Below are 18,993 nucleotides of genomic sequence, written 5' to 3' on the forward strand. Positions count from 1 at the left end.
TCAGCAACGAAATAAATTAAGCATCATGAAACTGAACGCAGGCATTGTCACCAGCAAACTCGCTGCCACCAAAGACTTCTACACCAGCATCCTTCATTTCGGCATTACCTTCGAAAATGAATTCTACCTCCTCCTGCATACACCCGGCCGGCAGTCGGAGATCAGCTTCCTGCTGCCCGGACACTACACCCAGCAACCTCTCTTCCACCCGGCCTTTCAGGGCAAAGGCGTATACCTCACCATCGAAGTGGATGATGTAGATGCCGTTTACCGGGAAATAAAAGATAAAGGAGTAGAGATAAAGATTGAACTACGGGAAGAGCCCTGGGGAGACAGGCATTTTGCTATTGAAGACCCGAATGGGGTAGGGATTGATATTGTTACATACCAGGCGAATTAATTACGAATTACGAATTGCGAATTACGAATTACGAATGTAGAAGCGAAGATTAAAATTTTTTATCCGCTTATGTCTTCGCTCCTCATTCGTAATTCGTAATTCGCAATTCGTAATTCGTAATTAATTAATGACAAAGATAGGTACAAACCGCCCTCCTAACCATTCTTGCCTTCCAGCCAGCTTTTAAATTCCGCCACCCTTTCGCGGCTAATAATAACATCAGAATCAACATAAGGCGCTAATTGAAGAATTAATCTGCTATTGTAATAGGTTGTAATTTTTTTGATGGCATCGATGTGGATGATGAACTGCCGGTTGATGCGGAAGAAAACATTTTTGTCGAGCATTTTTTCTATCTGGTCCAGTGAGTAATCCAGCGGTAAACGCTGATTAGCTGTGGTGGTGGCCATTGTTACGCCTTTGCTGAAATGCAGGTAGGCAATGTCCTGGGCCTTGACATACACCAGCTGGTTATTGACTTTACCGATGAAACGGGTGCTGTTACGCCGCATAAACTCTTCCGCGATCAGTTCTATGCTGATGGTTTTTGCGGTTGAAGGCTGGAAGTGTTCGTACTTCTGCAGGGCGGCAGCCAGTTCGCCGGCATCGATCGGTTTCATCAGATAATCAATGCTGTTGACCTTGAATGCCTGTAATGCAAAGCCATCGAAGGCCGTGGTAAAGATCACCGGCGTACGTATCTTTGCTTGCCTGAATATTTCAAAGCAGTTGCCGTCGGACAGCTGTATATCCATCATCATGAGATCTACGGGCTGCTTCTGCTCCAGCCATTTTAACCCGTCAGCTACTGATTCTATCACACCGGCGATCTCTATACCGGGATCGTATTTGTGTAACAGCTGAATCAGGCGTTCGGCGTTATGCATTTCATCTTCAAATATGATAATCTTCATGTGGTGGCGATAATCGGAATTTTTACAATAAACTGATCATCCTGCTGCAGGATAATGATGCTGCGATCGCTGATAAGCGCATAACGGTTGCGGATATTTTCCAGGCCAATACCGGAAGACATATCAGGATTGGTTTTCAGCCTGACAGGATTAGACACTACCAGGTGACCTTCCTCCATTTCCACCGTTACTATCAGCGGATCATTATGGGAGAAACGATTATGCTTGATGGCGTTTTCTATCAGCAGCTGCAGGGATACCGGCGGTATCATCCCTTTCATCCGTGTCTTCTCATCTATGTTCACCCTGAACTGTACGCTCTGCTGGTGGCGGATGCGCATCAGGAACAGATAGGAATCCAGGAAGTCCAGCTCCGTCTGTACCGTTACCAGGTTCTCAAATTTTTTATCGAGGATGTACCGGTAAGTCTTGGCCAGCTGCGTGATGTAGTCGGCCGACAGGTCGGGGCTTTTATACACCAGGTTGGTCAGCACACTCAGGGAATTAAAGAAGAAGTGCGGATCTATCTGGTTGCGCAGGGCGTCATATTTGGCCTGCAGGTTTTCCCGCATCAGTCTTTCTGCCTGTACCTGCGACTCCTTCCAGCCGGAATAATAATATACGATGCCGTTGAAAGCCAGTATCAGCAGGTAAAAGCAGAAGATGCCGAAGTTCAGGTCATAGCTGAAATTGCGGAAGCTCTCCCAGGCCTCATAGCGGTGAAACAACACAATATCCATGGCGCCGTACAGGAAGCCGAAGCAGTAGGCAGACAACATTCCATATACCAGTAATGCGGCGCATAATACGGACAGGCGGCGGGTGGTATGCTGGTTGTGCAGCCGGTGCTCCAGGAATTTGGTCAGGCGTACCGTGCCTTCCCACACCAGTAATCCGAACAGCACATACACCAGACTGAACATCTGTCCGCGGAAATTCAGCATCTTCAGCTCCTGCACAAAGGTGTGGTCGAAGGATTGAAAGATGATGCTGAAAGTATACAGTATCAGTATCCTGGACAGATACAGAAACACTTTGCTGGAAAATAACTTTTCGTTCTCCTGGAAATTCATAGTCATTGCGGTAATCCTAAAAATAGTTATTTTCTTTGAACCAGCTGTGCGCGCCTGCTATCGCATCTTCTATAGGTGTGTAGCGTACCTGCAGTTCGCGTTCTGATTTCCTGCCGGTGTAATAGTTGTCCAGGCTCAGCATGTAGGCGGCGGTATAATTCAGTTTGCCGCGTATATGTAAAAGCTGCTGCAGTACAGAACCGGTGACCCCGGCTATTTTCAGGAGGAAGCGCGGGATGCGTATCATCACTTTCTTCTCTCCCGATACCTGGTTCAGTATACTAAAAAATTCGCGGTAGGTAAGATTATGACCGGCGAGCAGATAACAGTCGCCGGTCTTCCCCTTGTCTATGGCATTCACGATTCCCCTGCATACATCCTGAATATGAACGAAGTTTTTTCCGCCGGGCGGATAAAACAGTACTTTCTTTTTCATCCCGTAAAGGATCAGTTTTCCGGAGCTGGGCTTGCTGTCGCGCGGTCCGATCATGAAGGTGGGGTTGACCACCACTCCCTGCAAACGCCCTGCAGCTACCTGTTCCAGTACATATTGCTGTGCGAGGTATTTGGTATTGATATAGCCGGAGTTGGCGTTAAACAGCGTGAATCCGTTCAGCTCCGTACCAGGATGCATTTTGGATCCCGGCCCGATGGTATTGGCGGTGCTGACGTATATCAGTCTTTTCACCTGCTGCGCAATACAGGCTTCCACGATATATTTGGTAGCCGTGAAGTTCACGCGTTCATAGGCTTCAAAGGAGATGTTCCACTGGTCAGTGATGCAGGCGGTATGGATAACAATATCGCATCCTGCCACTGCAGCACAGACATCGTCCCGGTTATCAATATTTCCGGAGAAGATTTCACAGGGAATATCTTCCATACCCAGGAGATTGGCAGATGCGCGGATCATGGCTTTCACCTCATATCCCTGCCGGAACAATTCTCTCGTCAGATGGGAGCCGAGAAATCCGTTGGCCCCCGTTATTAATACTTTCATCATGTTGCAAATTGTATTTCTTTCTTCACCTCCCTGGAAACCAGCCGGAGCTTCAGTCCGGCCGGAAGCAGCTGCATGAGCTTATGATTGATGCGGTTCATCAGTCCGGGTATGATGACCCTGCATTTGGAAAGTGCGCCTTTCAATGCTATTTCCGCGATTTCACTGGCCGGCAACAGGCCCATCTTGCCTTTTATCCCCTGCCCTATGATCCTCCGCGTGGTATGCGAATTGGTCATAATAGGCCCGGGATACACCACACTAACCGACAGGCCGGTACCGGACAGTTCTTCTCGCAGCCCCAGAAAGAAGGAAGATATAAATGCCTTCGATGCGGGATACACCGTTTTATAGGCTATCGGTGTGAAAGCCGCCATGCTGGCTATGTTGAGGATATAACTTTCCTTATGTTGCAGCAGATGCGGAATCAGCATCCGCGTAATCATCACAGTACTCCTTACATTCAGCAGGATAATGCTGTCAATTTTTTCAAGAGGGGTAGCGGTAATGGAAGAAGTACCGCCCACCCCTGCGTTGTTGATGAGAAAATCGATCTGGTATTGTGACATGATTTCCTGCAGGCAACGCTGCAGGACCTCTGTATTGGTCATATCAAATTCAAAGAAACGTACGTCCACGCCGTATTCCAGCTCCAGGCTCTCTGCCAGGGAGAATATATTGCAGCCCGGAAGGGACAGCAAAATCAGGTTACGGCCCATCGCCGCGCACTGGCGGGCAAACTCCTTTCCCAGTCCGGAACTGGCGCCGGTAATCAGGGTGTACTTCAGTTGTTGCATAGAATGGCTTTGGCAGGCGGCTTTCCGGGTGTGAACAGTAGCGGCCCTGGTGACAAATGATTGCATCCGCGGCTGAATGGTATTACACTGACGGCTGCTGGTTCCGTTGATGTGTGAGCTGTTTTCCGTTCTCAGTATATACCTCAGGCACTGCATATGATTGTAGGCTTTAATTGATGGTACAAAAATGCAACCCGCTGCAGTATCTGCCAGCAATTTTCCCACGAATTGCAGCATAAGGCAGCTGGACTGTAAAAAAGCAGGCAGGGATCGTAAGCGGCTTTATCTGCATTCCTGGCCGCCTTGTCGCGGGATATGGTCTGCTGGCCTACTATGCCGCCACCCGATGGTTTTACTCCCTAATTTCAGCCTATGAACCGCGATAAAAAGATACGCCGTATGGCACGCCTGCTGAGGGTACTGTCATTCCTGCTCGCCGCCACCGGCCTGGTGATGGTGATGCGCCGGGTGCTGGTGGTCAGCGGCAGCCTGACTTCTTTTAACCCTTCCGGAGGGAAACCTTTTGACCATGGCTTTACAGAGAATCCTCTACTAACTTTCATTCATATACTCCCCGGCGCCATTTTCATGTTGCTGGGCCCTTTGCAGTTTATCCCGCGGCTGCGGAGCAGGTTTCCGGCCTTCCACCGCATCAGCGGGCGTATCTTTATCATATCGGCATATATCACCGGCATATCTGCAGTCATGATGCCTTTTGTGATGCTCCCCATCGGTGGCATCAATGAGGCTGCCGCCTCCATCCTCTTTGGCTGCTGGTTCCTGCTGGCGCTTTCCATGGCCTGGTATCATATTCTTCATCAACATACAGGGCTGCACCGGGAATGGATGATCCGGGCATTTGCAACAGGGCTGGCTGTCAGCACCGTGCGCCCCATCATTGCCCTGTTCTTCGGGTTCTCCGGATTACCGCCGCAGGTCTTCTTTGGCACTGCTTTCTGGATAGGCTTTACCCTGCACCTCATCATCGCGGAGGGATGGATCAATTTCAGCCGGTGTGCCTGAAATTAATTCCCTAGTTTTGCTGCTCTTATGCAGATACCTGTTACGCAGACTATCATCTTCCTGGTAGTACTGATTATATTTATCATCATTTGCGTGAAAGCCCGCAAACTATCGCTGCCGGCAGCGCTGACAGCCGGCCTCATCGGCATACTCATATTTGCAGGAGCAGGCTATCCGGGCATTGTACTACTGGCTGTATTCTTTGTACTCGGTACCTGGGCCACCTCCCATCAGAAAGAGAAAAAAGTAATGCTGGAAGCCGACGGGCCGGAGCCACAGCAACGCAAACCGGGGCAGGTGCTGGCCAACGGCGGCGTAGCCGCCCTGATGGCGGTAGCAGCGCTGGCAGATCCGCCGCACAGGCATATATACCTGCTGATGCTGGCTGCCAGTATGGCCTCCGCTACGGCAGATACATTATCGTCTGAACTGGGAATGGTATACGGCCGCAGGCATTTCAACATCCTTACATGGAAGAAGGAAGCCAGAGGGCTGGATGGCGTTATCAGCCTGGAAGGCACACTGCTGGGGGCACTCGGCGCACTGATTATTGCGCTGCTCTATGCGGCCCTGATCTCTACAGCGGGCGCATGGTATGTACTGGTTGCCGGCATCGCCGGCAACTTCATGGATTCTGTACTGGGCGCTACGCTGGAACGTAAAAAATTTATTAATAACGACATCGTGAACAGCTGCAATACACTGTTTGCTGCGCTGACAGCCTTGTTTATTTATTGGTGTTGTGCCCCGTCTCTACACTTTTAAGTTCTTCCTTACGGTCTTTACCGAAGTCAAACTGCCTGAACTCCGCCGAGCCGGGAAGCGCCAGGGAATAGTTTTCCAGCTCGTCGATGAAAACCGTGGCCCCGCGGGCAATGAAGTCTATGATATGCCCGCCGCTTTGCTTATCGGCAGACAGGAAATGAAAATGGTACCCATGAATACTCAGCGCCTCCAGGTATAAAGGCAGCCTGTACCCTACCAGGTCCCCGCTGATATGTTTAAAGGAGAAGAAATGTTGCTGGTCCAGCATACCTGCCAGCGGCCTGTAAGGATGCTCCGGCGGCGGAAATGCGCGTGTTCTCACGGTATCAAAACTACCCTGTATGCGGATGGCGTAAATACCGTTAGGATTTTCCAGCAGGCTGTCCAGATACCTGTACAAGACAGTTCTGCTCATCGCCTGCGGCAGCACTATCTTTTTATCTGCATGAAAAAAATTAATAAACGCGAGCGAAGTACTACCGGTATCCGCTGCAGGAAATGTTTTTCCGCTGGAGCGGGTTTCATAAAATTTTCCATCCAGGATCACCAGCTCTCCATCCAGCTTATCCGGCGCACCCAGGCCGAAGTCGCCGTGCCGCCGCAGCTCTTTGTAGCTATAACAGGCATCGTATAAACCACCGATGAATGCACTGGCTACGCCAGCCTGAAACAGGGTACCGGAGCGTTGTTCAGTGCGCTGCGCAGATACGGGCAGCATATAAAGAAGACAGAGCAGGAGGAGCCAACAAGATTTCATAGCGTTATCTTAAAATAAAATTGCCGGCGCTTTATCAGTGCCGGCAAGTATGATAAAAGCAATCTAATCTACTGCTTTTTATTTTGTAAACAGATACCCTATGCTGATACCTGCATAACGGTTGCGTAAAGTGCCGTCCGTTCCTACGCTGATACTCGTTAAGCCCAGGCTGTAACCCGCGCTGAACACCAGGCCCATTTTCATTTCATAGCCAATGGTGAAACTGGCGCCGGCATCAAAATGCTTCATCGGCACATCCGAACGGGGATCCGTCATATCCTGCTCCTTTCCTCCGAACTTTACTTCGCGATTATCCGTCAGGTGCGAACCGCTGAGATATATGTCTGACTTTATTTTCCCGTGTATGCCCATAGCCACGTAAGGCCCCAGTCCTGCAAATATCTTTCCTGTTCCCAGTGGCAGTTTGCCCACGAAGTTAACAGGTAGTTCCAGGTAATTGAGCTTCTCGTCTGAGTCTACACTAAACTGCTGTCCCAGCGCAGCCGAGTAGCTGTTTCTCTTGAAGTTGACACCCTTCTGGTAATAAAAAAGCCCGGGCTGCAGGGCAAAATATTTTGTCAGGGGAATATCTGCGACAGCGCCGGCATGCAAACCAGTGATGTTGCTTTTCCGCTGTGTACTGCCAATATTTGCATATTTCTTTTCTGAGGCTGTAGCCAGGCCATAACCGGCTTTAATGCCAAATCTTATCTGTGATACGGCTGATAATGTAACAGTGAATGTGATGACAGTGAGTAAAAAAAGTTGCTTCATGCCAGAGATTAATTTTCAGGTTGATATGGGTTGATACCTCAAATATATCACTATCTGGCCGTTAAAAGATAGTAGGGCCCCGGGCTGATCTAACGGTTACGCCTGATGTTTTTTCCTTTTGCCGGTTGTTTCCCGCATGCAGCCTGACTTCTACAGCTGTTTCGCGGCCATTCCGGCCGTGGCTGTTTTACTTATCCTGTTTAGCCGTAAATTTATCTTCATGCCGGATACCGGTAGCCATCTTATGCACCACACGAAAATTTCATTAATTTACATCCTGTCTTTCTTCAACCCGTTATCACTGTTAAACCAAACTATTGCATATGAAAACAGGCTTACAGCCCTTCTTTTCCGGTAAAAAATACGCGTTACTGCTGCTGCTTCCCGCATCACTGTACGTCAGCAGCTGCCAGCAGCCCGCTGCAGGTGGCGGCGGCGTGGCGGCCGACAGTAACAATGTCGGACTCACGCTGCCCGCAGGATTTGGCGCATTAAAGGTAGCAGACAGCACCGGCAATGCCCGCCATATCACTGTTAATAAAAACGGAGATATATTCATTAAGCTGGAAGATGCCAAAAGCGGACACGGTATCCTGATGCTCTCCGATAAAAACGGCGATGGTAAAGCCGATGAGCGCACCGGCTTCGGCAATTACCCCGGTACCGGTATCATACTCGGCAAGGACTACCTGTATGCGTCCTCCAACACCAGCGTATTCCGCTATAAGCTGAATGAAAAGCAGCAGGTAGCAGATACAGAACATCCAGATACGCTGGTATCCGGCCTGATAGACCGCGGACAACACAACTCCAAATCACTGGCGCTGGATGATGCCGGTAATATCTATGTAAATATCGGCGCACCTTCCAACGTATGCCAGGAAAAAGACCGTACCAAAGGCTCTCCCGGCATGATGCCCTGCCCCCTGCTCGATTCTGCCGGCGGTATTTGGCAGTTTAAGGCGGATGCACTGCAACAGGGATATGCCACCGGCAAACGCTTTGCCACCGGCTTGCGTAATGTGGTGGGACTGGACTGGAACCAGGCCGATAAGGCAGTTTATGTAATGCAGCACGGCAGGGATAACCTGCACGACTTCTTCCCTGAACTGTATGATACCAAACAGTCTGCGGAACTGCCGGCGGAATGTATGTACAAGTTATTCCAGGGGGCAGACTGCGGCTGGCCCTATATCTATTACGACCAGTTCCAGGAAAAGAAAATTGTATGCCCCGAATACGGCGGCGACGGTAAAAAAGCAGTCACTGATAAATACGAAAATCCGGTGGTTACCTTCCCCGGCCACCTGGCGCCCAATGCACTGCTCTTTTACACCGGCAGCATGTTCCCTGAACGTTACAAAAACGGCGCTTTCATTGCCTTTCATGGTTCCTGGAACCGGGCCCCTGAACCACAGGCCGGCTTCTTCGTTGCGTTCGTACCTTTTCAGAACGGTAAGCCTTCCGGCAAATGGGAAGTGTTTGCAAAAGGTTTCGCCGGCAAGGATAATATCGCTTCTCCCAGCGATGCCATGCACCGCCCCTGCGGACTGGCACAGGGTCCGGATGGCTCCCTCTACATCTCTGATGATAAACAGGGCACCATCTACCGGGTTATCTACAAACAATAATCTTATCCATATAAAAACAAAAGAGAACACCGCCCGTGGTGTTCTCTTTTTTATTCAGCATAGATCTGTCATGTGCGCTGTCAGGCCAGTTTATAGTTAATCACCTGTTTCACCGCTTTAAATCCAAGCCTTGTGTATACACGTTCTCCTGCAACGGATGCATGCAATACACATTTCGTTCTGCCAAGCTGTATACCTTCCTTCAACAGCTGTACCGTTACTTCAGCAGCCAGCCCCTGCCCGCGGAATTCCGGCAGGGTGCCTATCATATGCAACCCTGCATAGCCGTCTTCATCGAAATAGATAAAGCCGCAGGAAGATGGCACATCCTGCTGATAGCCGATGAATAACCTGATTTTATCTTCCTGGTGCAGCAATGTTTCGAGAATACTGCCGTCCACATGGTATCCGAAAGAGGCGGAAGCGATGGCCGCATACAGCTGTGCATCTGCTGCGGTAGCTATTCGCTGAAAACGGAATCCCGGATTGTTTTCCGGCAGGGTTATGGCTGTGGTGTCAATGATCATGCCCTGTAACCTGGACGTTTCTGTGAAGCCCGCTGCCAGTAAGGTATCTGCGAATTGTTCTCCGGTGGTCTGCGTAAGCGCCATTATTTCCGGCAACTGTCTTTCTCTGATCAGTGCCGGCAGATTACTGAATACTTCTTTGTCTGCTTCCGGCGCAAATATTCTTTTAGGCCAGTCCGATGCCAGCGGCGTGGTGGCACTGAATGCCGGCATTTCCTGCAGAATGCCCGCGCGGCGGCCTACAAACCGCCAGAGCGAGTACAGGTTATTTATGATAGCTTGTTCTGTTGTTCCTGGTGTTTCCGTGATGTTGCCTGTCATTGTTTCCATACTGCATCGTTTTAATCTGTCACAAAACTAACGGACCACCTGGACTACCTGATAGTCCAGTTCAGAATAAACAGGTAGTCCAGATTTATGCCTCTGCATTCTCCAGGTGTCTTTCCATAAAGGAGCCGTCTTCGGATGTACCGGCCTTCCAGTAGGCGTAGGCAAACAGTTCTGCACGCTGCCATCTCAGTTCATGACGCAGGTAATTACGTATAGTCTTTACCGTGGTATACTCTGCTGCTACGTATCCGAAGCGGGTATCTCCTGCATCGAAGGGAAGCGACAGTCCATGTACCGTTTCTGAGAGGCGGCTGCCCTCCTGCGGATGGGGATTGTACACCCAGCGTATGTCTGCGCGGGCAACGGTTTTAAACGACTGTTCATCTTCAGGGCCTGGTACTTCCAGCACCGCCACCACTTTTGCGGCTGGTGGCAGGTCTTCCAGGATAACGCCCAGCACCGGGATAGCGGTGGCATCGCCGATCAGCAGGTAATTATCGGCGCGCGGGTACAACTCTGTGAGGCCGTCGCGCATCATCACCCCCAGCTTATCGCCGGGCTGCGCATGCAGCGCCCAGGCAGAAGCCGGCGAATGGTCGCCATGCACGGCAAAGTCGATGTACATCTCCCGGCGCGCTGTATCTATTCCCCTGTGTGTGAAAGTTCTGATCCAGGGGCGCACAGCTTCCGGCTGTTCTGTCCACCGGCCGCTGACAGGGTCCCACTCCGGGAAACAGATGTCCTTCACACCAGGTGGCGGTATCAGTATTTTGTTATTGACACCGGGCGTGGTGTTGCTGAACTGTGGCACTTCCGCTCCTGTCAGCACCATACGTATGTAATGCGGGGTAATACTGATCTTATATTTTACTTCCAGTACCGCTGCGATGGTTGACTTTTCTCTGCTCATATCTGATCATTTAAAATGAATGTTTCGTTGGATACCTTCCAGCCGCCGGCAGTCTGCTGCAACTGCCAGAGGTGATGATACAATCCCTGCTCCGCCATCAGTGTCTCATGTGTGCCATATGCATCCATGCGGCCGTCGTTTAATACCAGTATAGCGTTCGCATTGCGGATGGTAGCCAGCTTATGCGCCACTACTATCACGGTTTTATCTTTCACCAGCTCCTGTATGGCCTGCTGGATAAATACTTCATTCTCCGGATCCAGGGAGGCGGTGGCTTCATCCAGCAAAACGACGGGCGCATTTTTCAGCAGGGCCCGCGCAATACTGATACGTTGTTTTTGTCCGCCGGACAAACGATTACCGCCCTCTCCTGTCCTGCTATGGATACCGTCCGGGAATTCCATGGCAAAGTCCAGTACCAGGGCTTTCTCTGCGGCAGCCAGCACTTCTTCTTCGGTAGCATCCATACGGCCCACCCGGATGTTGTTGTAAATAGTATCGTCGAAGAGATATACGTCCTGAAACACTTCGCTGATCAGCCGGTATACCTGCTGCGGCTCCATATCCCTTACATCCACGCCTCCTATCTGCACACTCCCCTGCTGTACATCCCAGAAGCGCGCTATCAGCGAGGTGATAGTGGTTTTACCGGAGCCGGAAGGCCCTACCAGCGCCAGCATCTGCCGTTCCGGCACATGAAAGCTGATGTCGCGTAATACCTGCTTGTCATGGCTATACGAAAAGCTCACCTGCGAAAAGGTGATGTCATGACGCTGCGGCACAAGCCGGCGGCCGGCATCCTGCACCGGGGTCTTCATCAGCGTCATGACTCTTTCCAGGGAAATATTCATATATCGCAGGATGATGTAATCCACAAGCACTATACGCAGCGGCTCGAAAAGGCGGTATCCCAGTATGAGAAAGGTGATGAGTGCGGCGGTGGTCAATGTGCCCTGTGTAAGAAAGGTGACGCCGGTATACAGCATCAGCAGGAAGCAACATTCCAGCACCAGTGCGGCGGTAAGAACAAAAGGACCGGGCAGCATTTCGGTCTGTATGCTGGCAGCGCGCAGCTCGTTGAGGGCCTTGTCCAGTGTGGCAAAGCGCTTCCCTGTCATGCCGAAGGACTTGATATGCCGGATGCCCTGTACATACTCCAGGAAACGCGCACCGGTATTGTTACGCGCGGCTATATGCCTTTTCCCTTCCCGGAAGATGAGCATATCGGAGATTTTCACCATGAGCCAGCTGAGTGGCAATGCCGCCAGCAGCACCAGCGCCAGCCGCCAGTCGGTGATAAACAGGAATACGGATATCGTGAGCGTCGTAAAAACAGCAGCGGTAATATTACCGATGGTATGGCCGAAGATGAGTTCAAAGTTGGCCACATCCTGCAGCGCTACGGAGGCCAGGTCCCCCGGATCGCGCTGCTTGTATACGCCCATAGACAGCCGCTGCAGGTGATTGCCGAGGTGGATGCGCAGACGGGTAGACAACGTATAGGTCATCACGTTACTCGCAATGATGGTACGGACAGACAGCCACAGCTGTACCACCAGCAGCGCCAGCAGGATGCCGGTGTAGGTCCAGAGTCTTTCAGGTACTGCCTTTCCGGAGAACAACTCCTGGATGATTAACAGGAGGAAACCGGTAGGCATGGCTATCAGCAGTCCATGCAGCAGGTCCAGCACAATGCTTTTACGGACTGCCGCCGGCGCTATTTTAAAGGTATATATCAGGTTACGGATCATTTGTTTTCATTGAAGGTTATCAGATAGCAAAATGCTTTGCACGGGTATGCGCTTCCCACATGTTGAGGTACAGCGGCGATTCTTTCAGCAGCGCTTCATGCGTGCCGGCGGCATGCACATCTCCCTTGTCCATCACAATAATCTGATCGCTGGTAGTAATAGTGCTGAGGCGGTGAGCGATGATGATGACGGTTTTATGCCGGATCAGGCGGCCGAAGGCCTGTTGTATCTGGTATTCATTTTCAGGATCACTGAAGGCAGTGGCTTCGTCCAGGATAAGTATGGGCGCATCTTTGAGTACAGCCCTCGCCAGCTGGATGCGTTGCTGCTCGCCACCACTGAGATGTGCGCTGGTACCGCCCCACAGCGTATGATAACCTTGCGGCAGCCTGCTGATAAACTCATGGCATTGCGCCACCTTCGCGGCAGCCATCACTTCCTCGTCAGTCTTATCCATGCCCATCCGGATGTTTTCCAGCATGCTCTGCTGAAACATAAAGCTGTCCTGGAAAACAAAAGAGATATGCTGCATCAGGTTTTCCGGCTTAATCCGCCGGATGTCTTTTCCCCCTATCAGCACAGCCCCCTGCTGCACATCCCAGAAGCGCGCTACCAGCTGCGCTACAGTAGATTTACCGGAGCCGGAAGGCCCTACCAGCGCAGTAACGGCGCCTTGCGGAATGGTAAAGTTCACGCAGTTGAGCACGCTGCTGCGCTCGTCGTAGCTGAAACTCACTTCCCGGAATACAATATTGAAATCATCTTCCAGCAAATCATCTCCCGCTGTTTCCTGCTCCTGGCTGAAAAGAATTTCATCCAGCCGCCGGATCCCATGGTTGATGACAGAAATCTGGGAGCCCAGGTTACTCAGCGCAAACAGCGGCCGGATATAGCCAACGCCCAGGATGAGGAAGAGGAACAGTACCGGCAGGCCAATACCCTGAGAGAAATACAGATACAACCCTAATGCCAGTACGGGTAAAGTAGCATTGCTGACGAAGCTGATGAAAATACCGAATGCCGGCGACGAGGCCTTTACCCAGCGCAATACAATCTCCCGGAAGTTGTATACGGTATGACTGTATTTACTGAAGCTGTCTGCCGTTTGCCCGAATATTTTAATGACAGGCATCGCGCGCACATACTCTACAATACCGGCATTCATGTCTTCAATGGAACGGTGATAGGCGGTGAGCAGCTCCATCCTGCTTTTGTTGAACATAAGGGGAATGAGTATCGCCAGCAGGGCCAGTGGCAGGCAGCTGACCAGCGCCAGCCGCCAGTCGGTGACGAACAGGAACCCCAGCGTGATAACCGGCAGGGCGATGCCTTTTATAAAATCAGGAATGCTGTGGGCCAGGAAATTTTCTATCCGCTCAATATCATCTGCCATAATTTTTTTGAGCGCCCCTGAATTATGGCGGTTGATAAAGCCGAGGGGCAGTTTCCCGATTTTTTCCGCCATCTGCCGGCGCAGCTCATACAGGATATTGAAGGCCGCCACATGGGAGGCCATGCCGGAAGCGTACAATAATACATATCCGGCAGCCACGGCAATGCCTGCACGAAATATCCAGGTTTGCAGCAGCACCTTATCTGTTACCGGCTGCATCATATTCCGGATAACAGCGTACATCAGCACATATGGTATTAATGCCAGCAACGCATGCAGTACCGCCAGCACAGCAGATAATGTGAGCAGCCTTTTACGCCTGCCTGCTATCTGCAGCAGTCTGGCTACGCCTGATGGTTTCTTTTCTTGTTTATTAGCCATAGGAATTTATTATCATTAAATTTGTACAAAGGTGCCTGTGTATGAAAAAATTGTTTTTACATCTCAGGGATATTATTTAACATCTAAGGGATTTTTTTATGGGGATGATGATAAAAGATGATAAAGCCGGATGGGTGGATCTCGGAGCCATACCGTCCCTCCTGCCCCAGGACCTGCAGGCGCCGCTGGTGAAGGAGCGCCGGGAAAAATTCAGTCTGCAGTTCGGGGACCTGGACCTGATACAGATTACGCTTCCCAATATTTATATCGTATATGGCGATTTACAGATGAAGCAGCACCTGCTGAATATGCGTACCCATGATGTACCGGATATGGTAGAACTGCATTTTGTGCTGAACGGCAGCGGCCTGGTACTGGAACAGATCAGCGGCACGCGGTATCATTTCAGGGAGTTGCAGCACGACCTCCTGTACATGCCGTCATTTGACGGATCGCTTGCCTATTCCGGCGATACCCCCTACCAGTTTTTCGAGATACATTTCACGCGCAGGTATTTCCTGGAGCTGGCGCAGTTTGCCAATGCGCCTTTACGCCGCTTTGCCGACCATGTGGCAGGAGGCAGGCAGGCGCGTATCAGCAGCGACTATACGCCTATTTCGCTGGCTATGCACCAGTGTATACGGGAGATTATGGCCTGTAAGTTTGCCGGCGGACTAAAACTGCTGTTCCTGCAGTCCAAAGCCGTGGAAATGCTGACGCTGCAGGCAGAAGCTTTTGACCGGATAGAAAACAGCCGGAGTACCGTACTCCACTCTTCGCGGGACCGTGATTGCATTATGCAGGCGCGCGAATACCTGCTGCAGCACATGGCTACGCCGCCTTCGCTGACAGAACTGGCTGCCATCACAGGCACCAACGTATTTAAACTGAAAAATGGTTTTAAGGAACTGTTTGATACTACCGTATTCGGTTACCTGGGAGAAGTAAAGATGAGCCGCGCCAAAGAGATGCTGGAAGAAGGAATGGCGATCAAGGAAGTAAGCGAGATCCTGGGATATTCATCTGTACAGCATTTCGGCACCGCCTTCCGCAAGCGGTTCGGTATAACGCCCGGCGCTGTCAGGTAGTAAGGGCGTATACCCCTGCCCGTTATGACAGGGAAAGAAGAGGCGTGATCCACGCCCCTTCCCGGTATCAAAAGAAAATATCTACATAGTCTACCACGTTGTTGCCTTCGCAGTTATCCATTTCCTGGAGCCGCCAGTATTTGCGGGCGCCTTTGGCAAGGAAGTGATACACGCCTTTTTTCTCGCATACCTCTCCTTTGTTCAGGCTTTTTTCCATGGTCTGAATAGTACCTTCAAACAAAAGTTCCTGCGGCGACAACACTTTCAGCGTACCGTCTATAGTAACAAAACCTTCGCTGCTCCGCTGTTCACCCTTAACATTAAATAACCCATCTGATCTTTTGGAAATCAGCACCTTACCTGGATTATGCCAACCTACCCACTGCAGGGTAAAATTGTGCTTTCCTTCCCGTAAACGGAAGGGCGCCTTCTCCTGGGCGAAGGAATGATAGCCGGTGAGCAGGGCCATACAAAGACAAAGCCATTTGATTTTTTTCATCATGATAATAGTTTAACTGAATCGATGTCATCCAAAGATAATAAGCGTGCAGAACATTCGTAAAGTTTGTAACTTTACCGAACAATTGGTAAAATATGCCGCTTCAAAAAGTAGATCCGGAAACAGCAGACCGGGAGATGTTCGCGCTTTTTTGTTCCTACGGATACGATGGTACTTCGCTGGAAATGTTAGCTAATGCCACGGGACTGAAGAAGGCCAGTTTGTATCACCGTTTCCCGGAAGGGAAAAAGGAGATGGCGCTGCATGTGCTGAAGGGCACCCGGCAATGGATAAAGACACATATACGGGATGTGCTGACGCATGAGGAGCAGCCTGTAAAGAAGCGGCTGACGCTGGCATTACAGGCGCTGGACCAGTTATATAACGGCGGGTCCTCCAATTGTATACTGAGAACATTGTCAATAGGTACGGATGCGCCCTATTTCCGCGATGCCATCGCTTCGTGCTTCGAGTTGCTGCATACCGGTTTTGCCGCTATTGCGGCAGCAAACGGGTTCTCCGGTACGCGTGCCCTGCAGCAGGCCAAAGAAGTGAGCGTTGCTATTCAGGGCTCCCTGGTGTTATCCAATGTGATGAATGATACCACCTATTTCAAAAAGTGCCTGGAAGATATTCCACTGCTGCTGAAAAAATAACACCGGCTGTACGCCCCACAACCGTTTCCCCCTGCTCTATTTCATCAATGATCACCTGTCTGTCTAAAAATATTTTTTTATATACCGAACGTTTGGTAAAATTGTATAATGAAAATACGCTACCTCTTTTCATACCCTGATAAAAGAACTGCCCGATAACTATCACCACCCTGACCGGTAAAATAGCATACCAGGTCCGGGTACTTTTTTACTTTTGAAATATGACAGACCACCATACACCATTCCTGCACCGCTGCCTGGAACTGGCTGAAATCGCCGCCTCACAGGGAGAAAGCCCGGTAGGCAGCGTCATCGTTAAGAATGGCATCATCATCGGCGAAGCATACGAGCAAAGCAAACAACTGCAGGACATCACCCGCCACGCAGAAACCCTCGCCCTCCTGGACGCCCTCCACAAAGGCACACATCCTGCAGGCGCCACCATGTACACCAACGTGGAACCCTGCCTGCTCTGCTCCTACGCCATCCGTCACTACCGTATTGCTGCCGTTGTTTTCATGAAACACTCCGGCGAACTCGGCGGCACCAGAGAACCGTTTAATATCCTGACAACAGATAAGGTGCAGGCGTGGGGGGCTGCGCCGGAAATTCATATTATGTAATTACGAATTACGAATTGCGAATTACGAATGTAGCGCGAAGGTATAAGCGTAGACATTATTTGATCTACGCTTATATCTTCGCGCTACATTCGTAATTCGCAATTCGTAATTCGTAATTATAAAAAAATCATTTCCCTCCGGATCTTATAAACAAAAACCCCATTCCGCCTGCCAGCAGCCCCAATGCGCCAGACAACGCCATAATTTTCTGGTAGGCGGCAATGAAGCCTTCGCGGTAAATGCCGGTTACAGCATCGTGCTGTCCGGTTGTCAGACCTGCCGGCGGCGCAGCATCGCCGAGATTAACGGTTTGTGCCAGCACTGCCTGGGTGGTGGAAGCAGGCAGGTGTAAGTTACCGATGTTATGTTGTACGGAGCCGGAGAAAAACAATACGGCCAGAGCGCCGTAAATGGCAACGGCGAAAACACCTGCAATACGGGTAACAGCATTGTTGACACCGGAAGCTGTACCGGAAAGATGATTGCTGACGGACCCCATCACAGTGGCGGTCAGCGGAGCTACGGTGAAAGACATACCAAGGCCCAACACTACGATGCCCGGGAAAAAGGTAGTCCAGTAATCGGAAAAACCATTGGTTTCGGTGATGCAGGAAAGCAGTATCATACCGGCTCCTGCCACGGCAGGGCCGAATACCAGGAACCAGCGGGGCCCGTACTTATCTGCCAGACTACCGGCATACCGCGCTATCAGTATCATCAGGATGGTAAAGGGCAGGAAGGTAAGCCCCGACTGCAGCTGCGAATAACCCTGTGCCTGCACCATATTCAGTGACAGAAACAACATACCGGAGCTGAGACCGGCATAGAGGAAAAAAGTAAGCAGGTTGGCGCCCGTGAATGTCAGGTTACGGAAAAGATGAAGCGGCAGCATAGGATGCCGGCTCCTGCTCTCTGTATATACGAACAGCAGCAATAATACAAGGCCGCCGGCGATACTGCCATACACCTGCGGATGACTGAACCCCACCGACGGCATACGCAGGAAACCGAAAGTCAGCGCTGCCAGCCCCGATGCCGTCAGGGCCGCACCGGGAATATCCAGTCCTGCTGCGCTATCTGTTTCCCTGCTCTCCGGCACCTTCCACGCGAGAAATAACAGGGCAACAAGCCCCACAGGCAGATTGATAAAAAATATATAGCGCCACAGGCCCGCATCGGCCAATGCACCACCTAAGACAGGGCCCCCCATCGTTACCAGGGTGGTAACCGCCGACCAGGTGCCAATAGCTTTGCCTCTTTCATCTTCATTTATAGAGGAGGAGATCAGCGAAAGACTGCCAGGAATCATCAGCGAGCCACCGATACCCTGTATCACCCGGAAGATGATGAGCCACACGGCGTTGCCGGCAAAGCCACAGGCCGCAGAGCCCAGGATGAAAATCAAGATTCCCGTCATGAATACTTTCTTTCTCCCGATAGCATCTCCCAGCGTGCCGCCTATGAGAATGAGCGAAGCCAGCATCAGCATATAGGCGTTAAGCACCCAGAACAGGTCTGCCGCGGAAGCCTGCAGCCCACGTTGCAGGGCAGGCAGTACCACGTTCAGCGCCGTACCGTCGATAAACGCCATGGCAGACGCCAGTATGGTAGTCACCATTATCCATTTGCCTTCAGCGCTGCGGAGCGATACGGTTGTCATGATATGTCAGGGTTTTAACTCCTCCAATAACAAAGGTCATT

19 protein-coding genes are annotated in these 18,993 nt (G+C 50.9%); 7 read left to right on the forward strand and 12 right to left on the reverse strand.

What is annotated here, in order from left to right:
* Window positions 1–25 precede the first annotated feature (25 nt).
* Window positions 26–400 (forward strand): VOC family protein, encoded by a 375-nt coding sequence (locus GWG06_RS17865; protein WP_160714825.1) that lies wholly within the window; start codon window positions 26–28, stop codon window positions 398–400.
* A gap of 155 nt (window positions 401–555) precedes the next feature.
* Here GWG06_RS17865 and GWG06_RS17870 read toward each other — a convergent pair whose 3' ends face one another.
* From GWG06_RS17870 to GWG06_RS17885, 4 genes are read right to left on the reverse strand one after another with little or no spacing between them, the layout of a single operon-like run.
* Entirely contained in the window at window positions 556–1,314 is a 759-nt protein-coding gene (locus GWG06_RS17870) for a LytR/AlgR family response regulator transcription factor (protein ID WP_127036960.1), read from the reverse strand.
* Window positions 1,311–2,387, reverse strand: a complete 1,077-nt coding sequence (locus tag GWG06_RS17875) for a sensor histidine kinase (protein WP_158631405.1) — start codon at window positions 2,385–2,387, stop codon at window positions 1,311–1,313. Before GWG06_RS17875 ends, GWG06_RS17870 begins: the two co-directional genes overlap by 4 nt.
* Window positions 2,388–2,403: 16 nt before the next feature.
* Complete coding sequence (locus GWG06_RS17880; protein ID WP_160714827.1) at window positions 2,404–3,390, reverse strand: NAD-dependent epimerase/dehydratase family protein; 987 nt, start codon at window positions 3,388–3,390, stop codon at window positions 2,404–2,406.
* Complete coding sequence (locus GWG06_RS17885; RefSeq protein WP_235938410.1) at window positions 3,387–4,340, reverse strand: SDR family NAD(P)-dependent oxidoreductase; 954 nt, start codon at window positions 4,338–4,340, stop codon at window positions 3,387–3,389. The genes GWG06_RS17880 and GWG06_RS17885 overlap by 4 nt, the downstream gene beginning before the upstream one ends.
* Before the next feature lie 216 nt (window positions 4,341–4,556).
* Here GWG06_RS17885 and GWG06_RS17890 point away from each other — a divergent pair, with 216 nt between their 5' ends.
* Both GWG06_RS17890 and GWG06_RS17895 read left to right on the forward strand, forming a co-directional pair.
* Complete coding sequence (locus GWG06_RS17890) at window positions 4,557–5,207, forward strand: DUF2306 domain-containing protein (protein WP_160714829.1); 651 nt, start codon at window positions 4,557–4,559, stop codon at window positions 5,205–5,207.
* Between the two features lie 27 nt (window positions 5,208–5,234).
* Window positions 5,235–5,972 (forward strand): DUF92 domain-containing protein, encoded by a 738-nt coding sequence (locus tag GWG06_RS17895; protein ID WP_160714831.1) that lies wholly within the window; start codon window positions 5,235–5,237, stop codon window positions 5,970–5,972.
* Here GWG06_RS17895 and budA read toward each other — a convergent pair.
* Complete coding sequence (gene budA / locus GWG06_RS17900) at window positions 5,935–6,729, reverse strand: acetolactate decarboxylase (RefSeq protein WP_160714833.1); 795 nt, start codon at window positions 6,727–6,729, stop codon at window positions 5,935–5,937. The genes GWG06_RS17895 and budA overlap by 38 nt on opposite strands.
* 78 nt (window positions 6,730–6,807) lie before the next feature.
* A complete protein-coding gene (locus GWG06_RS17905) occupies window positions 6,808–7,503 on the reverse strand; it encodes an outer membrane beta-barrel protein (protein ID WP_160714835.1) in 696 nt (231 codons plus the stop codon).
* Between the two features lie 323 nt (window positions 7,504–7,826).
* On the opposite strand from GWG06_RS17905, the gene GWG06_RS17910 reads away from it, so the two are divergent.
* Window positions 7,827–9,134: a PQQ-dependent sugar dehydrogenase gene (locus tag GWG06_RS17910; RefSeq protein ID WP_160714837.1), complete on the forward strand. Its 1,308-nt coding sequence runs from the start codon at window positions 7,827–7,829 to the stop codon at window positions 9,132–9,134.
* A gap of 80 nt (window positions 9,135–9,214) precedes the next feature.
* Here the strand turns inward: GWG06_RS17910 and GWG06_RS17915 are convergent, their stop codons facing one another.
* The 4 genes from GWG06_RS17915 to GWG06_RS17930 all read right to left on the reverse strand — a co-directional run bounded on the left by GWG06_RS17915 (window position 9,215) and on the right by GWG06_RS17930 (window position 14,426).
* On the reverse strand, window positions 9,215–9,991 hold the full coding sequence (locus GWG06_RS17915) for a GNAT family N-acetyltransferase (RefSeq protein WP_160714839.1): 777 nt from the start codon (window positions 9,989–9,991) through the stop codon (window positions 9,215–9,217).
* An 85-nt stretch (window positions 9,992–10,076) separates the two neighbouring features.
* Window positions 10,077–10,901, reverse strand: coding sequence for a siderophore-interacting protein (locus GWG06_RS17920; RefSeq protein WP_127036942.1), 825 nt, complete (start codon window positions 10,899–10,901; stop codon window positions 10,077–10,079).
* Complete coding sequence (locus GWG06_RS17925) at window positions 10,898–12,652, reverse strand: ABC transporter ATP-binding protein (RefSeq protein ID WP_160714841.1); 1,755 nt, start codon at window positions 12,650–12,652, stop codon at window positions 10,898–10,900. The genes GWG06_RS17920 and GWG06_RS17925 overlap by 4 nt, the downstream gene beginning before the upstream one ends.
* A 19-nt stretch (window positions 12,653–12,671) precedes the next feature.
* Entirely contained in the window at window positions 12,672–14,426 is a 1,755-nt protein-coding gene (locus tag GWG06_RS17930) for an ABC transporter ATP-binding protein (RefSeq protein ID WP_160714843.1), read from the reverse strand.
* Between the two features lie 98 nt (window positions 14,427–14,524).
* Here GWG06_RS17930 and GWG06_RS17935 point away from each other — a divergent pair, with 98 nt between their 5' ends.
* Window positions 14,525–15,514, forward strand: a complete 990-nt coding sequence (locus GWG06_RS17935; RefSeq protein WP_160714845.1) for a helix-turn-helix transcriptional regulator — start codon at window positions 14,525–14,527, stop codon at window positions 15,512–15,514.
* A gap of 67 nt (window positions 15,515–15,581) precedes the next feature.
* Here GWG06_RS17935 and GWG06_RS17940 read toward each other — a convergent pair whose 3' ends face one another.
* Window positions 15,582–16,016 (reverse strand): hypothetical protein, encoded by a 435-nt coding sequence (locus GWG06_RS17940; protein ID WP_127036934.1) that lies wholly within the window; start codon window positions 16,014–16,016, stop codon window positions 15,582–15,584.
* A gap of 92 nt (window positions 16,017–16,108) precedes the next feature.
* Between GWG06_RS17940 and GWG06_RS17945 the strand changes: the two genes are divergently transcribed.
* A complete protein-coding gene (locus GWG06_RS17945; protein ID WP_127036932.1) occupies window positions 16,109–16,669 on the forward strand; it encodes a TetR/AcrR family transcriptional regulator in 561 nt (186 codons plus the stop codon).
* Between the two features lie 221 nt (window positions 16,670–16,890).
* Window positions 16,891–17,292, forward strand: a complete 402-nt coding sequence (locus GWG06_RS17950) for a nucleoside deaminase (RefSeq protein WP_235938412.1) — start codon at window positions 16,891–16,893, stop codon at window positions 17,290–17,292.
* 127 nt (window positions 17,293–17,419) lie between these two features.
* Here GWG06_RS17950 and GWG06_RS17955 read toward each other — a convergent pair whose 3' ends face one another.
* Complete coding sequence (locus GWG06_RS17955) at window positions 17,420–18,952, reverse strand: MFS transporter (protein WP_160714847.1); 1,533 nt, start codon at window positions 18,950–18,952, stop codon at window positions 17,420–17,422.
* Window positions 18,953–18,993: the final 41 nt, after the last annotated feature.

Source organism: Chitinophaga solisilvae, assembly GCF_009928525.1.
In the GTDB taxonomy this organism is placed as follows: Bacteria; Bacteroidota; Bacteroidia; order Chitinophagales; family Chitinophagaceae; genus Chitinophaga; species Chitinophaga solisilvae.